Annotated in this window: 15 protein-coding genes; 8 read left to right on the forward strand and 7 right to left on the reverse strand. The window is 66.4% G+C overall.

Annotation, left to right across the window (positions count from 1 at the left end):
- Nucleotides 1-178: 178 nt before the first annotated feature.
- From ASD15_RS29030 to ASD15_RS29060, 7 genes are all read left to right on the forward strand, one after another.
- Nucleotides 179-964, forward strand: coding sequence for a serine protease (locus tag ASD15_RS29030; protein WP_057158495.1), 786 nt, complete (start codon nucleotides 179-181; stop codon nucleotides 962-964).
- Between the two features lie 129 nt (nucleotides 965-1,093).
- Nucleotides 1,094-1,714 (forward strand): XrtA/PEP-CTERM system exopolysaccharide export protein, encoded by a 621-nt coding sequence (locus tag ASD15_RS29035; RefSeq protein WP_057158496.1) that lies wholly within the window; start codon nucleotides 1,094-1,096, stop codon nucleotides 1,712-1,714.
- 203 nt (nucleotides 1,715-1,917) lie between these two features.
- Complete coding sequence (locus ASD15_RS29040) at nucleotides 1,918-2,544, forward strand: hypothetical protein (protein WP_057158497.1); 627 nt, start codon at nucleotides 1,918-1,920, stop codon at nucleotides 2,542-2,544.
- A gap of 32 nt (nucleotides 2,545-2,576) precedes the next feature.
- On the forward strand, nucleotides 2,577-2,855 hold the full coding sequence (locus ASD15_RS29045; RefSeq protein WP_057158498.1) for an HPr-rel-A system PqqD family peptide chaperone: 279 nt from the start codon (nucleotides 2,577-2,579) through the stop codon (nucleotides 2,853-2,855).
- Nucleotides 2,849-3,763: an HprK-related kinase A gene (locus ASD15_RS29050; RefSeq protein ID WP_057158499.1), complete on the forward strand. Its 915-nt coding sequence runs from the start codon at nucleotides 2,849-2,851 to the stop codon at nucleotides 3,761-3,763. The genes ASD15_RS29045 and ASD15_RS29050 overlap by 7 nt, the downstream gene beginning before the upstream one ends.
- Nucleotides 3,760-4,863: a nucleotidyltransferase family protein gene (locus ASD15_RS29055; RefSeq protein WP_057158500.1), complete on the forward strand. Its 1,104-nt coding sequence runs from the start codon at nucleotides 3,760-3,762 to the stop codon at nucleotides 4,861-4,863. The genes ASD15_RS29050 and ASD15_RS29055 overlap by 4 nt, the downstream gene beginning before the upstream one ends.
- A gap of 44 nt (nucleotides 4,864-4,907) precedes the next feature.
- A complete protein-coding gene (locus tag ASD15_RS29060) occupies nucleotides 4,908-5,861 on the forward strand; it encodes a lytic transglycosylase domain-containing protein (protein ID WP_057158501.1) in 954 nt (317 codons plus the stop codon).
- A gap of 100 nt (nucleotides 5,862-5,961) precedes the next feature.
- Here the strand turns inward: ASD15_RS29060 and ASD15_RS33460 are convergent, their stop codons facing one another.
- Nucleotides 5,962-6,825 (reverse strand): PEP-CTERM sorting domain-containing protein, encoded by an 864-nt coding sequence (locus ASD15_RS33460; protein ID WP_057158502.1) that lies wholly within the window; start codon nucleotides 6,823-6,825, stop codon nucleotides 5,962-5,964.
- 448 nt (nucleotides 6,826-7,273) lie between these two features.
- On the opposite strand from ASD15_RS33460, the gene ASD15_RS29070 reads away from it, so the two are divergent.
- Complete coding sequence (locus ASD15_RS29070; RefSeq protein ID WP_057158503.1) at nucleotides 7,274-8,107, forward strand: ThiF family adenylyltransferase; 834 nt, start codon at nucleotides 7,274-7,276, stop codon at nucleotides 8,105-8,107.
- Nucleotides 8,108-8,118: 11 nt separating this feature from the next.
- Here ASD15_RS29070 and ASD15_RS29075 read toward each other — a convergent pair whose 3' ends face one another.
- From ASD15_RS29075 to ASD15_RS29100, 6 genes are all read right to left on the reverse strand, one after another.
- Nucleotides 8,119-8,967 (reverse strand): PEP-CTERM/exosortase system-associated acyltransferase, encoded by an 849-nt coding sequence (locus ASD15_RS29075; protein WP_057158504.1) that lies wholly within the window; start codon nucleotides 8,965-8,967, stop codon nucleotides 8,119-8,121.
- Between the two features lie 22 nt (nucleotides 8,968-8,989).
- Nucleotides 8,990-9,802, reverse strand: coding sequence for a PEP-CTERM/exosortase system-associated acyltransferase (locus ASD15_RS29080; protein WP_057158505.1), 813 nt, complete (start codon nucleotides 9,800-9,802; stop codon nucleotides 8,990-8,992).
- Between the two features lie 173 nt (nucleotides 9,803-9,975).
- Nucleotides 9,976-12,756: an XrtA/PEP-CTERM system TPR-repeat protein PrsT gene (prsT, locus tag ASD15_RS29085; RefSeq protein WP_057158506.1), complete on the reverse strand. Its 2,781-nt coding sequence runs from the start codon at nucleotides 12,754-12,756 to the stop codon at nucleotides 9,976-9,978.
- Between the two features lie 117 nt (nucleotides 12,757-12,873).
- Nucleotides 12,874-14,727: an asparagine synthetase B gene (locus ASD15_RS29090; RefSeq protein ID WP_057158507.1), complete on the reverse strand. Its 1,854-nt coding sequence runs from the start codon at nucleotides 14,725-14,727 to the stop codon at nucleotides 12,874-12,876.
- Nucleotides 14,724-16,001 (reverse strand): pyridoxal-dependent decarboxylase, exosortase A system-associated, encoded by a 1,278-nt coding sequence (locus ASD15_RS29095; protein WP_057158508.1) that lies wholly within the window; start codon nucleotides 15,999-16,001, stop codon nucleotides 14,724-14,726. Before ASD15_RS29095 ends, ASD15_RS29090 begins: the two co-directional genes overlap by 4 nt.
- Entirely contained in the window at nucleotides 15,998-17,584 is a 1,587-nt protein-coding gene (locus ASD15_RS29100) for an acyl-CoA ligase (AMP-forming), exosortase A system-associated (RefSeq protein ID WP_057158509.1), read from the reverse strand. The genes ASD15_RS29095 and ASD15_RS29100 overlap by 4 nt, the downstream gene beginning before the upstream one ends.
- Between the last annotated feature and the right edge of the window lie 208 nt (nucleotides 17,585-17,792).

The following is a 17,792-nucleotide window of genomic DNA, read 5'->3' on the forward strand; positions in this document are numbered from 1 at the left end:
CATCCGCCCCCTGTGTGGCAGCCGACAGACAGCTTTGCGCATTTAACTCCGTGAAATATCTATTTCCAAAGAGGCAAGCATAATTGTGACACAAGCGGCGCCGGAATTGTTGTGCGAAAGACAGCTAATTGCAGCAAAAATCTGCTATCGTTGTTGCGCCATGACTACATAGAGCATTATGAATTTCCGCCCATCACTAATATTACTTTGGAGCATCGTCTGCGCCGGATTTTCGACGCTGGCGCCGTTCGCCGCGGGCGCCGACTTGTCCACCGTGATTGCCGCAGTCAAGCCCTCGGTGGTGGGGGTCGGCAGCTACCAGCGCTTGCGCAGCCCGGCCGCCGTGTTCAACGGCACCGGCGTGGTGCTGGGCGACGGCTTGAGCGTGGTCACCAATGCCCACGTGGTGCCGGAATTCAGCGACGGCGACCAGAAGGAAACGCTGGGCGTGCTGATCGCCGGCGAAGGCACGGCCTTCAGTTTCCGCCCGGCCACCGTGGTGGCGGTCGATAAGGAACACGACCTGGCTCATTTGCGCCTGAGCGGCGCGCCGCTGCCGGCGCTCAAGCTGGGCGACTCGTCCGGGCTGCGCGAAGGACGCGAGCTGGCCTTCACCGGTTTTCCGCTGGGCATGGTGCTGGGCCTGCATCCGGTCACCCACCGCGCCATGCTGTCGGCCATCACCCCCATCATCCTGCCGTCGGCCAATTCGCGCCAGCTCGACGCGCGCGCCGTGGCCGCGCTGCAGCGCGCGCCCTTCAACATCCTGCAACTGGACGGCACCGCCTACCCCGGCAGTAGCGGCAGCCCGCTGTACGACCCGGCCGACGGCAGCGTGGTCGGCATCATCAACATGGTGTTCATCAAGGGGCTGAAAGAAAGCGCCATCACCAGCCCCAGCGGCATCACCTACGCCATTCCGGCGCGCTATGTGCAGGAACTGTTGCAGAGAAAAGTGCCCTGACAAAAATTTTAGCCCGGTCCCGGCTATCGCCGCAGGGGCTGGTATAGAATAGGCATGCAAAAATGCTACATAAAATACCATGCATCTTGCCCAAAAGAATTTCAGAATTTCCTATCCCAAGAAGAGGACATGCACGTGAACACTCCCATGACGAAATGGCTGGCCTGCGGCGCCCTGGCGCTATCCGCGCTGGCACTCGGCGGCTGCGCCACCAAGCAAGTGCTGCCGCAAGAAGCGACGCCGGCCACCGATTACCTGATCGGCCCGGGCGACAACCTCAGCATCGTCGTGTGGCGCAATCCGGAAGTGTCGCAAGGCGTGCCGGTACGCCCCGACGGCAAGATCACCACCCCGCTGGTGGAAGACCTGCAAGCCAGCGGCAAGACCTCCACCGAACTGGCGCGCGACATTGAGAAGGCGCTGTCGAAGTTCATCCAGCAGCCGGTGGTAACGGTGATTGTGACCGGTTTCGTCGGCGTGTACAGCGAACAGATCAAGGTGATCGGCCAGGCCGCCCGCCCGCAGGCACTGCCCTACCGGCGCGACATGTCGCTGCTGGACGTGCTGATCGCGGTCGGCGGCGTCACCGACTTTGCCGCCGGCAACCGCGCCATCATCCTGCGCACTGTGGACGGCAAACAACAAAAGCTGAACGTGCGCCTGAATGACCTGATCAAGGACGGCGACATTTCGGCCAACCTGCCGATGCGCCCGGGCGACGTGCTGGTGGTGCCGGAGAGCTACTTCTGATACTCTCGCGACATAGTGTCGAGAATTCTTACAGTTTTTGCGGTAGAGTCGCCAGGTTATGGCACGGCACCAGGGATTTTTCGCTAACTCCTTGATTTATATCAAGTTCCGTGTACACCAAGTGAATGGGAACAAATATTGCTTTGTTTCCCTTCATAACCAGACCTTGGCCTCCGGGCCGACCGCTTACCTAGGATACAGACGTGGCTAACTCAGAACAGCACAACGGCGACAACGGCGCTACGCCGCCGCCATCCGCAGCGTCCGGCACGGCCGCCGAAGCCGGCGCGGCCAAACCGGCGTTCGCCGGTGCCGCGCGGCGCCGCTTCGCCACCAAGGGCGCGGCTGCGGTCGGCGCCATCCTGACCGTGAAAAGCCAGCCGGGCATGGCGTGCAGCATCTGCCATTCGCCGTCCGGTTTCGCGTCGGGCAACCTGAACAGCCGCGCGCCGGAAGCCGTGGTATGCGAGGGCCTGTCGCCCGGCTACTGGAAGAACCACACCGGTTCCTGGCACTCAAGCTGCGCGCCCAGCATGAAGTTCCAGCGGCGTTTCAATTGCTCGAGCAGCAGCGGCTTCTACAACAAGAGCATGCTGACCATGCTGTCGCACCAGGATTGCGACCAAGACAATGTCGCCATGCACATCGTGGCGGCCTACCAGAACGCGCTCAAGGGCTACACCTCCTTCCTCAAGCCGGACCGCGTGCAGGCGATCTGGAACGAATACTGGCGCACCGGCGGCTCGGGCCGCGGCTATTACACCCCCATGGCCGGCAAGAAATGGTACGGCCCGCAAATCGTCGCCTACCTGCGCGGCACCATGGACTGACACGGCCGCATGCTGACTGAGCCGGTTTTGCCATGTGGCGCCTGATGGCTGGCCAGCGGCTGCGCAGCCGCAGCTGGGATGGCGAAGAGTTCGTGCTGTACAACAATCTGTCGGGCGATACCCATCTGCTTGACGCCGCTTCCATTGAAGTCCTGAACGCGCTGCAGCGCGGCGCGGCCGGTACGGCCGTGCTCGCTGACGCCCTGCAGCTCGACAGCACCGAGCTGGCCCAGCTGGAGGAACTGCTGGACGAGCTGCGCGCCCTCAACCTGGTGGAAGCGTCCGGCACGCTGGACCCGCGCGCATGCTGACCTTGTCTTCGCTGACGCCGGCCGAACTGGCGCGGCGCCTGGCGCACGGCGGCATCGTGCTGCAGACCGGGGCCTACACCACCCATCTGGAAAGCGGCGTGCCCAGCGTAGCGCACGGCCTGAGCCTGCTGTACGGCGCTTATCCGCTGCATGATGCGTGCGCCTTCGCCGATTTCCATCTGCGGGTAGTGCGGCCGGGCGGCCCGCGCCGCTGGTGGCGGCCGCAAGTGATGCTGATGCACAACGGCACCTCAATGTTCAAACCGCTGCCGCTGGCGCAAGCCTTCCCTATGTTTGAATGGGGCCTGAACTGGTGTGTGTCGAGCCGGGCGCACGACTGCCTGATCATCCACGCTGCCGTACTCGAGCGCAACGGCCGCGCGCTGATCCTGCCCGCGCCACCCGGTTCCGGCAAGAGCACCCTGTGCGCGGCGCTGGCGCACCGGGGCTGGCGCCTGCTGTCGGACGAACTGGCGCTGGTGCAGCTGACAGACGGCCGCCTGCAGCCCCTGCCTCGGCCGGTCAGCCTGAAAAACGCATCGATCCCGCTGATGCAGGCCTACCTCGGCGACGTTGTGTTCAGCCCGCCTGTGGCCGACACCGTCAAAGGCACGGTCGCGCACCTGCAGGCGCCGGCCGACAGCGTGGCACGCGCGGCCGAGCGCGCCGCGCCGGGCTGGATCGTGTTCCCGCGCTACCAGGCCGGGGCCGCTACCGAACTGGCGCCGCTGCCCAAAGCCGGCACGGTGCTGCGCGTGGCCCAGAATTCCTTCAATTACAGCCTGCTGGCCGAACCCGGCTTCGACGCCATGGCCGACCTGGTGGGCGCCTCGGCTTGCTACAGCTTTGTCTACAGCCGGCTGGACGAGGCGGTCGAGCTGTTCGCACGCCTGGCGGAGCAGCCATGAGCGCCGTTTCCGCGGCCCCGCTGGCGGTGCTGGCCTTCCGCCAGCCCGCGCTGCTGGCCGGCTACGGCGAGGCCGAATGGAACCTGCTGCTGCGCCAGTGCGCCAGCGCCAACCTGCAGCCGCGCCTGTACTACCTGCTGCGCGAGCGCGGCGAACTGGAGCGGGTGCCGGCCCCGGCGCGGCGCCACCTCGAATGGTCGCGCACGGTGGCCGAACGGCACAGCCAGGCGGTGCGCTGGGAAGTGGCGCAGATCCGCCACGCGCTGGCAGGGCTGGACACGCCGCTGATCCTGCTCAAGGGGGCGGCGTACGCGCTGGCCGGCTTGCCGCCGGCCAGCGGCCGGCTGTTTTCCGACATCGACCTCCTGCTGCCGAAGGACAAGCTGGACGACGCCGAGATGGCGCTGATGCTGCATGGCTGGGCCAGCACCCATCTGGACGAATACGACCAGCGCTACTACCGCCAGTGGATGCACGAGCTGCCGCCGATGGAGCACGTCAAGCGCCGCACCGCCATCGATGTGCACCACGCCATCCTGCCGCAGACCGCGCCGGTGCACCCCGACCCGGTCCGGCTGCGCGCCGCCGCGCAGGAACTGCCGGGCCACCCCGGCCTGCTGATCCTGGCGCCGCCGGACCTGGTGCTGCACAGCGCCACCCACCTGTTCTTCGACGGCGAGCTGGAACACGGCTTGCGCGACCTGGTCGACCTGGACGGCCTGCTGCGCCACTACGGCGCCGAGCCCGGCTTCTGGCCGGCGCTGCAGGAGCGCGCCGCCCAGCTGCAGCTGCAGCGGCCGCTGTTCTACGCGCTGCGCTACTCGGCGCAGCTGCTGCACACGCCGCTGCCGCCGGCGGCGCTGGCGGCGGCCGAACCGGGCCGCCCCGGCGCCCTGCTGCTGCGGCTGATGGACGCGCTGTACGGCCGCGCGCTGCTGCCGGCCCACGCCAGCTGCGACGACGCTTTCACGCCGGCCGCGCGCTTCCTGCTGTACATCCGTGCCAACTGGCTGCGCATGCCGCCGCTGCTGCTGGCACGCCACTTGTTTCACAAAGCTTTTCTGTCACCCAAAGACAAAGATCAAGCCGCGCAGCCCTGACTGCTCTACAATCAAGCATGGCCTTGCCATCACAGGAGCGCAGCATGTCCGCACCTTCCTCCCGCATTTCCCGCCCCACCCGCTTGCGCGCCGCACTGCGGCCGGCGGCCCTGCTGGCCGGCCTGCTGGGACTGGTTTCCTCGGCTGCGGCAGGGACCCCGTCCGAGGCAGCGGCGGCAGTGGCGGCAACGGCGGCAGCGCCGCGCAGCGCAGCCCCGGCGGCCGTGGCCGAACTGCTGGCGACTGCCGCGCGGCTCGAGCACGGCGAGGGAGTGCCGCGCGACATGCCGCAAGCGCTGGCACTGTACTGCCGCGCCGCGCGCCAGGGCGACCCGCAAGGGCAGTACGCGCTGGGCTGGATGCTGGCCAACGGCCGTGGCGCGGCGCGCGACGACGGCGCCGCCGCCCAGCTGTTCGGGATGGCCGCCGCGCAGGGCCACCCGCAAGCGCAAGCCATGCTGCACATGACCAACGCCTCGCTCAGCACGCCGCTGCCGGCCTGCATGCTGCCCGACACGCCGTTTGCCCCCATGCCGCCCGAGCAGGCCGCGCCCTACCCGCAGGCCAGCAAGCAAATCGGCGCGCTGGTGGACTTGCTGGCGCCGCAGTTCGATATCGATCCCAAGCTGGCCATGGCCATCATCGCCATCGAGTCCGGCTTCAACACGCGCGCAGTGTCGCCCAAGAACGCGCAAGGGCTGATGCAGCTGATCCCGGAAACGGCGGAACGCTTCCGCGTGAAAGACGCGTTCGACGCCGAGCAGAACATCCGTGGCGGCCTGGCCTACCTGCGCTGGCTGCTGGGCTACTTCCGCGGCGACGTGCAACTGGTGGCGGCCGCCTACAATGCCGGTGAGAAGGCAGTCGACCGCTACAAGGGCGTGCCGCCGTACGCTGAAACACAGGAATACGTGAAACGGCTGGCGCGGCTGTACAAGCATGCGCTGCATCCGTATCCGGCCGGGGCGGCTGCCACCGGCGCGCTGAAAAAGCCCTGATTACCGGACCTAAACTACCGGCCCTGAAATGAAAAAACCCGCCCGGTTGCCCGGGCGGGTCAGTCTGGCTGCGCGCGGCGCCATGCCGCGCGGTGCCGGATTACTTCTGCTTGCGGCGGCGCAGCGCTGCCAGGCCAGCCAGGCCCAGGCCGAAGATGGCCAGCGAGGTTGGCTCAGGGATGGCGGCGCCGGTTACATGGCCGCTGGCCAGTACGGTCCAGTCAGCCACTTGATTGGCTGGCTTGAAACCCTGGAAGGTCGAGGTCAGCAGCAGATCGCGCGAGTTGCCGTTTTCATCTACCAGGCCATCGGTGTCCAGCTTGGTCTGCCAGCTGCCGCCGGTCACGTTCAGGTAGCCGCCCGAAGCACCGGTGATGCCGTTTTCGTTGAAGAAGCCGCTGTAGGTGGCGCTGTTGTTACCGCCCAGGATACCGGTGGCGAACACCGCGTCCAGTACCAGCGTGCCGCCGCTGATACCGTTGTAGTCGTACTGGCCGGTACGGCCGGCGGTGCCCTGGATGGCGCTGTAGTCGCTGTTGTTTTCAAACATTTTCAGCCAGCCGCCGGCAGCCAGCACCTGGTCGATCACGCCGCCGGCGCCGCCCAGCACGGTACGCTGCACGTCATAGTCGCGCAGGCCGCCGAAAATACCGGTCAGGAACTTGCCGCCCTGGCCAGCAACATACTGGATGGCGTTGTCCGACACGCGGGTGATGCTGGCGATCGAGAAGATACCCCAGCTGTCTTCATTGTAGGCGCTGATGGCGGCGGCACCTGGTGCGGTGACCGCGTCGCAACCGGCGGCGTCGGTGCAATTGGCCGTGTAGCGCGCGGTCGCGCTGTCATAGGCGTTGAAGGTGAACTTCAGGTCGCCGGCGACCAGTTCAACCGCTTGAGCCGAACCTGCTGCGCCGAACGCCAGTGCCACGCCAGCTGCCAGTGCGGATATTTTCTTGAGATTCATTCTTTTCTCCAGTTGTTGGTAAGGGCGCTGTCAGTAGCGTCACACCGAGGTACAAAGCAATCGTCGTGCCAGCGATATGAAAAACCGCCCTCAAACCGCGCCCCGCCTAGCGAACACAGGGGGTCCAGGTTTTCCTTACCGCCGCGAACATTTGCCGATGCCACCCGCGCTGTAAAGAATTTCGACAGCCCGTGTGACATTTGTTGCCCGTCGGACATTGCGCGGTCCGCAGCGCCCATTGCAGCCGATTTACCAGGCAAAACGGCGCCATGCAGGCGCACAAGCAACGAAATCCGTGGCGCGGCAAGAGCGCGCATGTAAAGAAAGTCGACAGCCGGTCCGCTGTGCAGACCAAGGCGCTTGCGCTACTATGGCATTGTCAAACAGTAACGAGCCCAGCCGCCACGCGCGGCGCCGTCCAACCACACATGCAAAGGGTTTTTCCGCCATGGCTAACGCATTCGACTATGACCGCTTCGTCACCCGCAATGAGGGTTATATAGACAAGGCCACGCAAGCCAAAATACGCGACACCCGGCTGCTGTTCGCCGGCTGCGGACTGGGCAGCCCGGTCGCCATCTGCGCCGCGCGCAGCGGCTTCCAGCATTTCGTGCTGATCGACGGCGACACCATCGACGCGCACAACTTGAACCGCCAGTTCTACGACCAGGACGATATCGGCCAGCCCAAGGTGGAAGCGCTGAAGAAGCACATCCTGCGCATCAACCCGCAAGCCCGGGTGGAAACCCACTACAAGATGCTGGACAAGGACAACGCGGCCGAGCTGGTGGGCAAGGTCGACATCGTGTTCGACACCATCGACTTCGTCGACCTGGAAGCGGTGCTGGCGCTGCACATGGCCGCCACCATGCAAGGCAAGCCCATCTTCACCGCCATCAACGTCGGCTTCGGCGCCGCCGTGCTGTACTTCCCGGCCGGCGCGGCCGAGTCGCTGCCGGCCATCCTGCAACGCGATGTGGAGGCCGCCGCGGCGGAGGGCAACCTGAACTACACCGCCGTGTTCGGACGCGTGATGGCGCGCATCGGCGCCCACCTGGACGAGCAGGTGGTGCGAGAAGTGGCGCGCGCGCTGACCATCATGGACGACGGGCGTCCCTGCCCGGCTTCGCAGATCGCGGTGGGCACGTTCTCGGTGGCGGCGCTGGCGGTGACCATGATGCACGACATGCTGGCCGGACTGCCGGTCGAGAGTGCGCCCAATATCGTGGTGCACAGCTTCCGCAACCACGTCACCAAGAAGATCAGGATCAGCGCCGACTAAGCCGGGCCGCGTCAGGAGCGCGGCCGCACCGTGCGCGGATGCTTGCGCGCCGGGTTGCGCTGCCAGGCCAGCCTTGGCAGCAGCGCCTGCGGGCGCTCGTGCAACCAGGCCGACAGCTTCGGGTTGTCGGCCGCCAGCTTGGCTTCCAGCATGTGCAAGTCGAGCACGTACGGCACCACGGCGCCGTAGTAGTCGGCTGGCGGGCCGATCGGCTGAAAACCGAAGCCCATGCGCTGCAGCGACTGCGCCAGCGCGCGCTCCATGGCGGCATACCAGTAGCGGATGCCGACGTTGCGGCTGTGGCGGAACATTTCCCGGTACATGCCGAACAGCAGCATGGGCGAATCGCGGCGCCGCTCGCCATGCCGGCGCTCGGCCGCCGGCACCAGCGGCGGCAGGCCCGGCACGCCGTCCAGGCTGTCGGCGCGGCGACGGCGATGCTCCTTGCGCACCACCAGGCGGGAAATCTCGCAGGCCAGCTCGCGCGGCGGATGGTCGAAATGGTCGAACACGGCGCAGTGGCGCTCGAAGGGATAGGGCTGCTCGGCGTCCGGCTGCACCAGGCGCACCGTGCCGATCAGCTTTTCATCCATGGAGTAGGCGGCGATGTGCACCGCGCGGGTCTCGTACTCGTCAAGCTCCATGCCGCCGGCCTGCTCGGCCTGCGGCAGGAAGGCGCACTCGATGCAGTACACGTCGTAGCGCAGCTTGAAGATATCGTGCGGCACCTTGCCGTGCTGGTCGCCGCGAAAGGAACGGAAAATATTACGGTTGGCGTGGTCCACCGTTTCGAAATGGGCTTGATATTCCTGGCGGGAAAGTACGCTGCGGTAGCCTGGTCCTGCAAATACGTGCGCCATACAGCGAATTCTCCTACGGGTTTCATTTCTTTCTGGTGCGCCCGATCATGAACGTGGCTACCATGGTTTTCACCACCGTCCAGAAAGGGATAGGCTCGTCATTGAACCAAGCAGCCAGAAAACGGTTTTCCTGCTTCAATCGTTCGTACAGTTCATCCAGGTCCACCATATGGGGCGTAACCGGCCCGTAATAGTCGACCTGCGGCCCGATGGGGACGAAACGGAACCCCATCTTGTCGAGCGAGCGCGCCAGCGAGCGCTCCATGGCGGCATACCAGTAACGGATGCCATGCTTGCGGCTATAACGGTACATCTCGCGGTACAGCCCCAGCAACAGCAGCGGACTGTTGGTGCGCTGCTCCTTGCCGCTGGGCGGCTTGATCGCAGCCGGCCCGCCCTTTTGCTCGATAAACTCCTTCGACACGCCTTCCAGCGTATCGCCGCGCCGCCGCCGGTGGGTCTTCTTCACCACCAGGCGCGACACCTCGCCGGCCAACTCGCGCGGCGGCATGGTGAAATCCTCAAACACCGTGCAGTGCGACTCGAAGGGATACACCTGCCCCTCCCCCGGCTGCACCAGGCGCACCGTGCCCACCATGGCCTGGTCCAGCGTGTAGGCAGCGAAATGGATCGAACACGGGTCGTACTCGTCCGTTTCCTTGCCTTCATCAAACTCGGCCGCGTCCAGGTAATGGCATTCCAGGCAATACACTTCGTAGCGCAGGCGATAGATCTCGGCCAACACGGCCGAATCCGTTACGCCTTTCATGACGCTGGCAAAGTCGAAATACGGGATGAGAATGTCGCGCTTGCCGAATATTCGCTCGAGCAGCATTGTGCGTTCCTTATCTGCACATCAGTCGGGCGCCGGGCACTGGCTCACCACATGCAAGCCAAAGCTCAGGCGCAAAGATAACCTATTTCCGGCCAGCACGCACATGCAAATTCAACCGTGCGCGCGGGCGCAAGCCGCTGTGCATGCGGCTTGCGGACCCGGAGGGGGGCGGATCAGAGCTGTTTCAGCAGGGCCCGCGCTTCGTCCGCCTGCGGGAATGTCTTGCCTGTAGCCAACAGCTGTTCCAGTTCCTTGCGTGCGCCTGCCTTGTCGCCCGACTTGCTCAGCGCGGCCGCGTAGTGATAGCGGATCTCGCCGTTGCCGGCTGCGGCAGCGGCCGCTTTTTGCAGCAGCGGCAGGCCGCGCGCGACATCGCCCTGCTCGACCAGGATCCAGCCCAGCGTGTCCATGATGGCCGGATGGCCGGGCACCAGCTTGTCCGCCTGCTCGGCCGCAGCCAGCGCGCGCTTGTCCTTGACCTGCGCATACGCCTGCGCCAGGTTATTGTGGGCCACCGCGTTCTTCGGATTACTCTTCAGGATAGCTTCGAATTGCTCGATTGCAATCGGGTACTGCTTGGTGACCAGGCTGGTTTCAGCCTGGTACATGGCCACCGCCGGATCGTTCGGATTGTCCTTGCGCCAGCGCGCCACCACCTGCTCGGACTCCTTGACCTTGCCGCTGGCGCGGTAGGCGTCGGCCAGCTTGATGGCAAAGCCGGGCGCCTTGCCCAGCGCCAAGGCTTTCTCATACAGCGGCGGCGCCAGCGCCACCTTGCCCTGCGCGGCCAGGATGTCGCCTTCCATGGCGTAGCCGGCCGGCAATTTTGCATGCTGCTTCTGCACCAGGCGCGCCACCGCCAGCGCGGCATCGTGCTTGTTCTGGCGCACCAGCATGCCGGCCTGCATGACGTGCGCCTGGATCAGGTCGGGTTGCAGCTGCAGTGCCTTTTTCAAGTCATCGGCGGCGGCGGCCTCGTTCTTCAACTCCATGTGCACTTCGGCCAGGCGCAGCTGCACGCCCGGCGACTTCGGCAGCAGGCCGGCCAGCTTGCTGTACGACTCCAGCGCGCCGTTGACGTCCTTGGTGGCCAGTTGGCTCTGCGCCACCAGTTCGAGCACGTCGGTATTGGACGGATAGGTCGGCTGCAGCTTGCGCGCCAGGGTCAGCGCCTGCGCGGCCTTGCCGCTGCGCAGGTAATGCACGCCCAGACGGAGCGCCGGCTGCACCGCGTCCGGATGCTCGGCGCTGGCTTTTTCCAGCCAGCTGGTGACTTCGGCCTGCTGGCCCTGGGACGCTGCCAGCCCGGCCAGCGCGGTCATCGCGTCCAGGTTTTTCTTGTCCTTCTCCACCAGCGCCAGCAGGCGCTGCTTGGCCGCTTCCGGTTTTTTCTCGTACATGTCCAGTTGCACCAGCGCGGCCACGGCCGGGAAGAAGCCGGCTTGCTGCGTCAGCGCCTTTTCGAAGCTGGCGCGCGCGCCGGCGGCGTCGGCCTTGCCGAGCAGGGCCACCCCGGTCAGCTGCGACACTTCCGGGTTGTTCGGCTGGCTCTTGGCCAGCTGGGTGGCCGCCGCCAGCGCCTTGTCGAAATTGCGCAGGCCGATCTCGGCGCGGATCAGCGCGATGCCGGACTGCAGCGACTTGGTGTCCAGCGCGGCGGCCGCTTCCAGGTCGCTGATGCCCTGCGCCTGGTCGCCCTTGCCCAGCTTGCTCAAGCCCAGCGAGGTGCGCAACGAGGCCGTCTTCGGTTCCAGCGCGCTGGCTTTCTCGAAGTACTCGGTGGCCTTGTTGAAATCGCGCGCTTGCATATAGGACTCGCCGGCCAGGGCCAGCAGCTGCACGTCCGGCGTTTCGGTACTCTTCAGCGCGGGCGCCAGCACCGCCAGCGCATCCGGTGTCTGGCCGCCGCGCAGCAAGGTGGTGGCCAGCATCTTGCGGGCGTACAGGTTGTCCGGGTTTTTCTCCAGGTATTTGCGCAAGTGCTGCTCGGCCTGCTGCATGGAACCCAGGTTCAGGTTGACCGCGCCGGCCAGCAGGATGCTGGGCATGTGCTCGGGCGCCGCGCGCAGCACTTTCTGCAGCGACTCCAGGGCCGCCGCGTTCTTGCCCTGGGTAAAGTCCAGCAAGGCCTGGGTGTAAGTCACCATCATGCTGTTGGGGGTGGTCTTCTTGGCCGCCGCCAGGTCGGCCTGGGCCAGCTCGTACTTGCCGGAAGAGATTTCCAGGTAGGCTTTCTCGATGTGGGCCGAGCGGTGCGCCGGATTGGCCACCAGCACCTGTGAATACGCTTCCAGCGCCTGCTCGGGCTTGTTCTGGGCGCGCAGCAGGTCGGCCTTGAACAGCAGCGCCTCGTCGTTCTTGGGCGCCGCCGCGACCGCCTTCTCGGCATACGCCATGGCGGCGGCCGGGTCGCGCGCCAGGAACGCCACGCGGCCCAAGCCTACCAGCGCGGGCGCGAAGGCGGGCTGGCTTTGCAGCACCGATTCGAACACGGCCTTGGCCTCGTCGCGCTTGCCCAGCGCCAGCATGGCGTCGGCGCGCACGCTCAGCAGTTCGGCGCCGCCGGCCTTGGCTGCCGCCTCGGTTTCATCCAGCGCTTCCTTGAACTTGCCCTGCATCAGCAGCGCGCGCGCCAGCACCGGCATGGTTTGCGCTTCCGGGTACTTCAGGCCGATGGCCTTGCGGACTTCCTTCTCAGCGGCCAGCACGTCGCCGCCATCCAGCGACAGCCTGGCGAGCAGGTAGCGGGCCTCGCCGTCGTCCGGACTGGCCGCCAGCGCGTTCTTCAGCTGGATCATGGCGGCGGTGTTGTCGCCCTTCTGCTGGAATTGCTTGGCCTGCGCCACCAGCGTGGCCGCCGACTCCTCTTTCTTGCAGCCGCTCAACCCGGCGGTCAGGACACAAGCTCCGGTAATCACGGCGGCTGCCGTCAGTTTGTTCAGGCGATGCGACATATATTTCCTCTTGGTAACGGACGACAGGGCGGCCTATGGCCTCCCGTCATGTTGGCATGTTCACAGTTGTGTAGCAATAGCAATAACTCGTCCAGCAACAAATCGTGCCGGCGGAGCCTAGGCCGTCGTGCCGGGACGCTGGCGGAACCACTGCTCCAGCATCATCAGCACCCACACCATGGTGCCGTGGTAGCCGGCGTGCTCGGCCAGGTGCTGGTCCATCAGCTTGCCGATGAAGTCCGCGCGCACGATGCCGCGCCGCTTCAGGTCGCTCAAGCTGTCGGCCGCCAGCGCCTGCAGCTGCGGCGTCTGCTGCAGCCAGACGCCGAACGGCAGGCCGAAGCCGTGCTTTTGCTTGGTGATGATCTCGTTGGGCAGGAAGTCGCGCAGCGCTTCCTTGAAGAAATAGCGCAGCTGGGTGCCGTTCAGCTTCTGCTGCGGCGTCAGGCCGGCCGAGAAGGCCACCATCTGCTCGCTCAGGAAGGGGAACGCCACCTCCATGCCGGCCAGCTCGCACGCCTTCATCACTTTGGGCAGGTCGTTGTCGGCCAGGGTCACCTTCAGGTCCAGCGCCAGCATGCGGTTAATCAGGCTGGGGGCGTCGCTCAGGCCGTAGGTGGCGTTCAGGCCGGCCAGCGGCTGGCCGACGTCGGCGCCGGCCAGGAACTCGTCGGTGAAGACCTGGGTCGGGCCGTAGCGGCCCAGCAGGTTGTAGGTTTCCAGGCGCGCCGGCATCGGCACCGAGGCTTGCTCGATATAGCTGCGCGCCTTGCGCAACAGCTTGACGTGCTCGCCGCCCGGGAAGTTGAACACGGCCGGCTCCAGCAGCGCCTTGCGCAGCAGCGAGGGCACGCGCTCGTACAGCGCGAACACGTGCTGCTTGGAATAGCGCTCATTGCCGCCGAACAGCTCGTCGCCGCCGTCGCCGCCGAACATGCGCGCCACGCCGTCGGCGCGCGCCATGCGGGCGCAGTAGAAGGCCGGCACCGCCGAAGCGTTGCCGAAGGGCTGGTCGAACACTTGCGCCATCTGCGGGATGGCGTCGGCCACGTCGGCCGGGGTCACATAGTATTCATGGTGCTCGGTGCCGAAATGGCGCGAGGCAATGCGCGCGTATTCCATCTCGTCGTAGCCCTGGGCCTCGAAGCCGATCGAATAGGTCCTGGCCGGCTGGCCGCCCACCTCGCACAGGATGCCTGCCAGGGTCGAGCTGTCGGTGCCGCCGGACAGGAAGGCGCCCACCGGCTGGGTGCCGCAGGCGTCGCGCACGCTGCTGCGCAGCACGTCGCGGAACTGCTCCTTGAGTTCGCCGAACGGGCGGTTGCCGTTTTCCTGGAACTGCATGCGCCAGTAGGTCTGCTGCTCGACGCGGCCCTGGCGGTAGCGCAGATAGGTGCCCGGCAACAGGCGCTGCTGGTTCTGGTACACGGTGCCGGGCGCCGGCACCATGTGGAAGTATACGTAGTTGTACAGGCCCTGCGGATCCAGCTTGGCGGGCGTTTGCGGGTGGCGCACCAGGCTGTCGGCCGATGAGCCGAACACCAGCGTTTCGCCGGCCAGCTGCCAGGCCAGCGGATGCGTGCCCATGCGGTCGATGGCCAGCAGCGCCTCGCCGGCGCGCTCGTCCAGCACGGCCAGCGCGAAGGCACCCACCAGGCCGTTGCACAGCGCTTCGGCGCCCTGCTTCCACAAGGCCAGCAAGGCCGCGCCCATGCCTTCGGCCACGGCCTGCTCGCGGCGCGCGGCGTCGCGCAGCTGCACGTCGCCCCACAGCGCGAGCGAGACGCCGTCGCGCTGCAGGCTGTGGGCGCAGTCCACGCCCGCCGCCACCGCCAGCGCGCTGGCATTGCCCGCCAGGGCGTGCACGGCGCTGCCGTCGAAACGCGCCAGCGGCGCCGCCATCGCCTCGATCAGGGCGCGGTTTTCCGCCGCGCCGTGACCATGGCCCATCCAACCGCAAATACCGCTCATACACTGTCTCCAACTGGTTCGTCACTGAGCACATCGCTGCCGACGAGCACTTCCACCGCGCCGGGATGGCTGAGGAAGGCGCCGGGGCTGGCCGTCAGGCCATAGGCGCCGGACTGGAACACCACGGCCAGGTCGCCGGGGCCGGCTTGCGCCAGCTCCATCTGGTCGGCCAGCAAGTCCAGTGGCGTGCACAACGGCCCCACCACGGACGCCGTTTCGCGCTCCCCGCCGCGCACCTTGTTGCCGATCACGACGGGATAGTTCTTGCGGATCACCTGGCCGAAGTTGCCCGAGGCCGACAGGTGGTGGTGCAGGCCGCCATCGGTCACCAGGTAGACCTGGCCGCGCGAGAGCTTGCGCTCGATTACCTTGCTGACGTAGACGCCGGCCTCGCCCACCAGATAGCGTCCCAGCTCGATGACGATGTGGGCCTCCGGCAGCGCGCGCTTGACGTCGGGCAGCAGCCGCTTCAGGTTCTCGCCCACCGCCGCCAGGTCCAGCCTGCCCTCGCCGGGGAAATAGGGAATGCCGAAGCCGCCGCCGATGTTGAGCATGCGCAGCGGACGCGGCGCGTGTGCGGCCAGGCGCAGCGCCAGCGCGAAGGTTTTCTCGTGCGCTTCCTGCAGCGCTTCGGCCTTCAGGTTCTGCGAACCGCTGAAGATGTGGAAGCCGTGGAAGTCCAGCGCCAGCTGGCCCAGGCGCGCCAGCAGCGCCGGCACCTGCTCGGCGTCCACCCCGAACTGCTTGGGGCCGCCGCCCATCTTCATGCCGGACGATTTCAGCTCGAAGTCCGGGTTGACGCGCACCGCCACTTGCGGCCGCACGCCCAGCCGTTCGCCGATGGCGGCGATACGCTCCATCTCGCCGGCCGATTCCATGTTCAGCACGATGCCGGCCGCCACCGCGCAGGCCAGCTCGGCGTCGCTCTTGCCGGGGCCGGCGAAGCTGATGTTGCGTGGCGCCATGGTGGTGTCCAGCGCCACCCGCAGCTCGCCGCCGGAGGCCACGTCGATGCCATCCACCAGGCCGGCCATGTGCTGCACCACGGCCGGCATGGGATTGGCCTTCATGGCGTAATGCAGCTCGATTTCCGGCGGCAAATGGCGCCGCAGCTCGGCCACGCGGGCCGTCATGGCGGCGCGGTCGTAAGCGTAGAACGGGGTCTGGCCGACGCGCGCGGCCAGCAGGGTCAGCGGCACGCCGCCTATCTGCAGGCAGTCGTCGACGATGGGAAATTGCACCAGGGGCGCATGCTGCGGGCGCACTGCGCTCATTGGGAGTTCTCCGTAAAACAGTGTTCGTATTGCAGGCTGAGCAGCTTGCGGTCTATCTTGCCGTTCGGATTGCGCGGCAAGCTGGCCTCGGCCATGATGATGCGCTGCGGCAGCATATAGGCCGGCAGGTGCGGCTTGCAGGCGGCCAGCAGCTCGGCGGCCGTCAGCTCCTGGCCCGGCTTGCACAGCGCCACCACCACGATGGCCTGGCCCAGCGCGGGGTGCGACACGCCCAGCGCGGCCGCCTCGGACACCTGCTCGCGGGCATAGATGACTTCTTCCACCTCGCTCGGGCTGACCCGGTAGCCGGAGGTCTTGATCATCTCGTCGTTGCGGCTGATGAAGTACAAATAGCCTTCCTCGTCCTTGCGCACGGTGTCGCCCGACCACACCGCCATTTCCGCCAGCACGATGCCGGGTTCGGCGCGGTAGGGCTTGAAGCGCTCCGCGGTCTTGGCCGGATCGTTCCAGTAACCCAGCGACACCAGCGCGCCGCGGTGCACCAGCTCGCCCGGCTCGTGCGGATCGCACTCGCTGCCGTCCGGGCGCAGCACCATCACTTCCGCGTTCGGGATGGCCTTGCCCATGGAATCGGGGCGCAGGTCGACCTGGTCCGGCGGCAGGTAGGTGGAACGGAAGGCCTCGGTCAGGCCGTACATCAGGAAGGGCTTGGCGTTCGGCAGCGCGCGGCGCAGCGCGTCCAGCGTGGGACGCTGCATGGCGCCGCCGGAATTGGTCAGGTAGCGCAAGGTGCAGTCGGCCGGCCAGTCCAGGCCGGCAATCTGTATCCACAGCGGCGGCACGGCCGCCAGGCCGGTGATGCGCTCGGCCGCCACGGCTTTCAGGATGTCGCGCGGCAGCAGGTGGTTGATCAGCACGGCGGTGGCGCCGACCCGGAACGCGGTGCTCAGCTGGCTCAGGCCGTAGTCGAAGGACAGCGGCAGCACCGCCAGCAGGCGGTCGGCGGCCGTGTTTTCCAGGTAGGTGGAGACGCTGACGGCGCCGGCCACCATGTTGCGGTGCGACAAAACAACACCTTTCGGCTTGCCGGTGCTGCCCGAGGTGTACAGAATGGCCGCCATGTCGGTGTCGATGGCGCGGTGCGGCTGCATGCCTGGGGGCGCCGCGGTGGCACTGTCCCAGCCCAGCACGGACACGCCGGCCACTTCCGGCAAGTCGAGCCCGTTGGGGTTGACGGCGAACACCATGCGCAGGTCCGGGCACAGCGCCAGGCTGGAGGCCAGCAGGCGCAGGCGGTCGGCCGAGGTCACCAGGATCCGCACATTGCAGTCGGCCATGATGTAAGCCACCTGTTCCGGCTTGAGCAGCGGGTTGACCGGCACGAACACCCCGCCGGCGGCCGCCGCGCCGAACATGGCGGCCACGTTCTCCACGTTCTTTTCCATATAGACGGCGATGCGCTCGCCCCGTCCCAGGCCGGCGCCCAGCAGCGCGTCGGCCGCGCCGCGCACGGCCAGCGCCAGCGCCGCGTAGTCGAGCCGGCGCTGGCCGTACACCAGGGCCTCGGCGGCCGGCGTGCGCGCCGCGCTGGCGAAGATGAATTCATGGATCAGGTCGCTCATGATTCTCAACAATATGTTTGAATTAACAATGTGACACAATGCAGCATGGTACGCGTGGCCCTCCGCCCTGTCTATCGCCGGGTCTGCAACAAACCTGCGCCGAACGATGGCAAAAAGCTTGCCTTAACGGATTAAAATAGCCGAGGCCGGGTTATACTACGGCGATATATAAATGGAAACAAGCAATTGCAGTATTACAACAGTATTT

Source organism: Massilia sp. Root351 (genome assembly GCF_001425045.1).
GTDB lineage: Bacteria > Pseudomonadota > Gammaproteobacteria > Burkholderiales > Burkholderiaceae_D > Rugamonas.

Coding starts and splice junctions, on each gene's coding strand:
- ASD15_RS29055 (WP_057158500.1), top strand. CDS start 3,760: ATGAGCGCCGTTTCCGCGGCCCCGCTGGCGGTGCTGGCCTTCCGCCAG.
- ASD15_RS29045 (WP_057158498.1), top strand. CDS start 2,577: ATGTGGCGCCTGATGGCTGGCCAGCGGCTGCGCAGCCGCAGCTGGGAT.
- ASD15_RS29100 (WP_057158509.1), bottom strand. CDS start 17,584: ATGAGCGACCTGATCCATGAATTCATCTTCGCCAGCGCGGCGCGCACG.
- ASD15_RS29030 (WP_057158495.1), top strand. CDS start 179: ATGAATTTCCGCCCATCACTAATATTACTTTGGAGCATCGTCTGCGCC.
- ASD15_RS33460 (WP_057158502.1), bottom strand. CDS start 6,825: ATGAATCTCAAGAAAATATCCGCACTGGCAGCTGGCGTGGCACTGGCG.
- ASD15_RS29075 (WP_057158504.1), bottom strand. CDS start 8,967: ATGGCGCACGTATTTGCAGGACCAGGCTACCGCAGCGTACTTTCCCGC.
- ASD15_RS29090 (WP_057158507.1), bottom strand. CDS start 14,727: ATGAGCGGTATTTGCGGTTGGATGGGCCATGGTCACGGCGCGGCGGAA.
- ASD15_RS29060 (WP_057158501.1), top strand. CDS start 4,908: ATGTCCGCACCTTCCTCCCGCATTTCCCGCCCCACCCGCTTGCGCGCC.
- ASD15_RS29070 (WP_057158503.1), top strand. CDS start 7,274: ATGGCTAACGCATTCGACTATGACCGCTTCGTCACCCGCAATGAGGGT.
- ASD15_RS29050 (WP_057158499.1), top strand. CDS start 2,849: ATGCTGACCTTGTCTTCGCTGACGCCGGCCGAACTGGCGCGGCGCCTG.
- ASD15_RS29035 (WP_057158496.1), top strand. CDS start 1,094: ATGCACGTGAACACTCCCATGACGAAATGGCTGGCCTGCGGCGCCCTG.
- ASD15_RS29095 (WP_057158508.1), bottom strand. CDS start 16,001: ATGAGCGCAGTGCGCCCGCAGCATGCGCCCCTGGTGCAATTTCCCATC.
- ASD15_RS29080 (WP_057158505.1), bottom strand. CDS start 9,802: ATGCTGCTCGAGCGAATATTCGGCAAGCGCGACATTCTCATCCCGTAT.
- prsT (WP_057158506.1), bottom strand. CDS start 12,756: ATGTCGCATCGCCTGAACAAACTGACGGCAGCCGCCGTGATTACCGGA.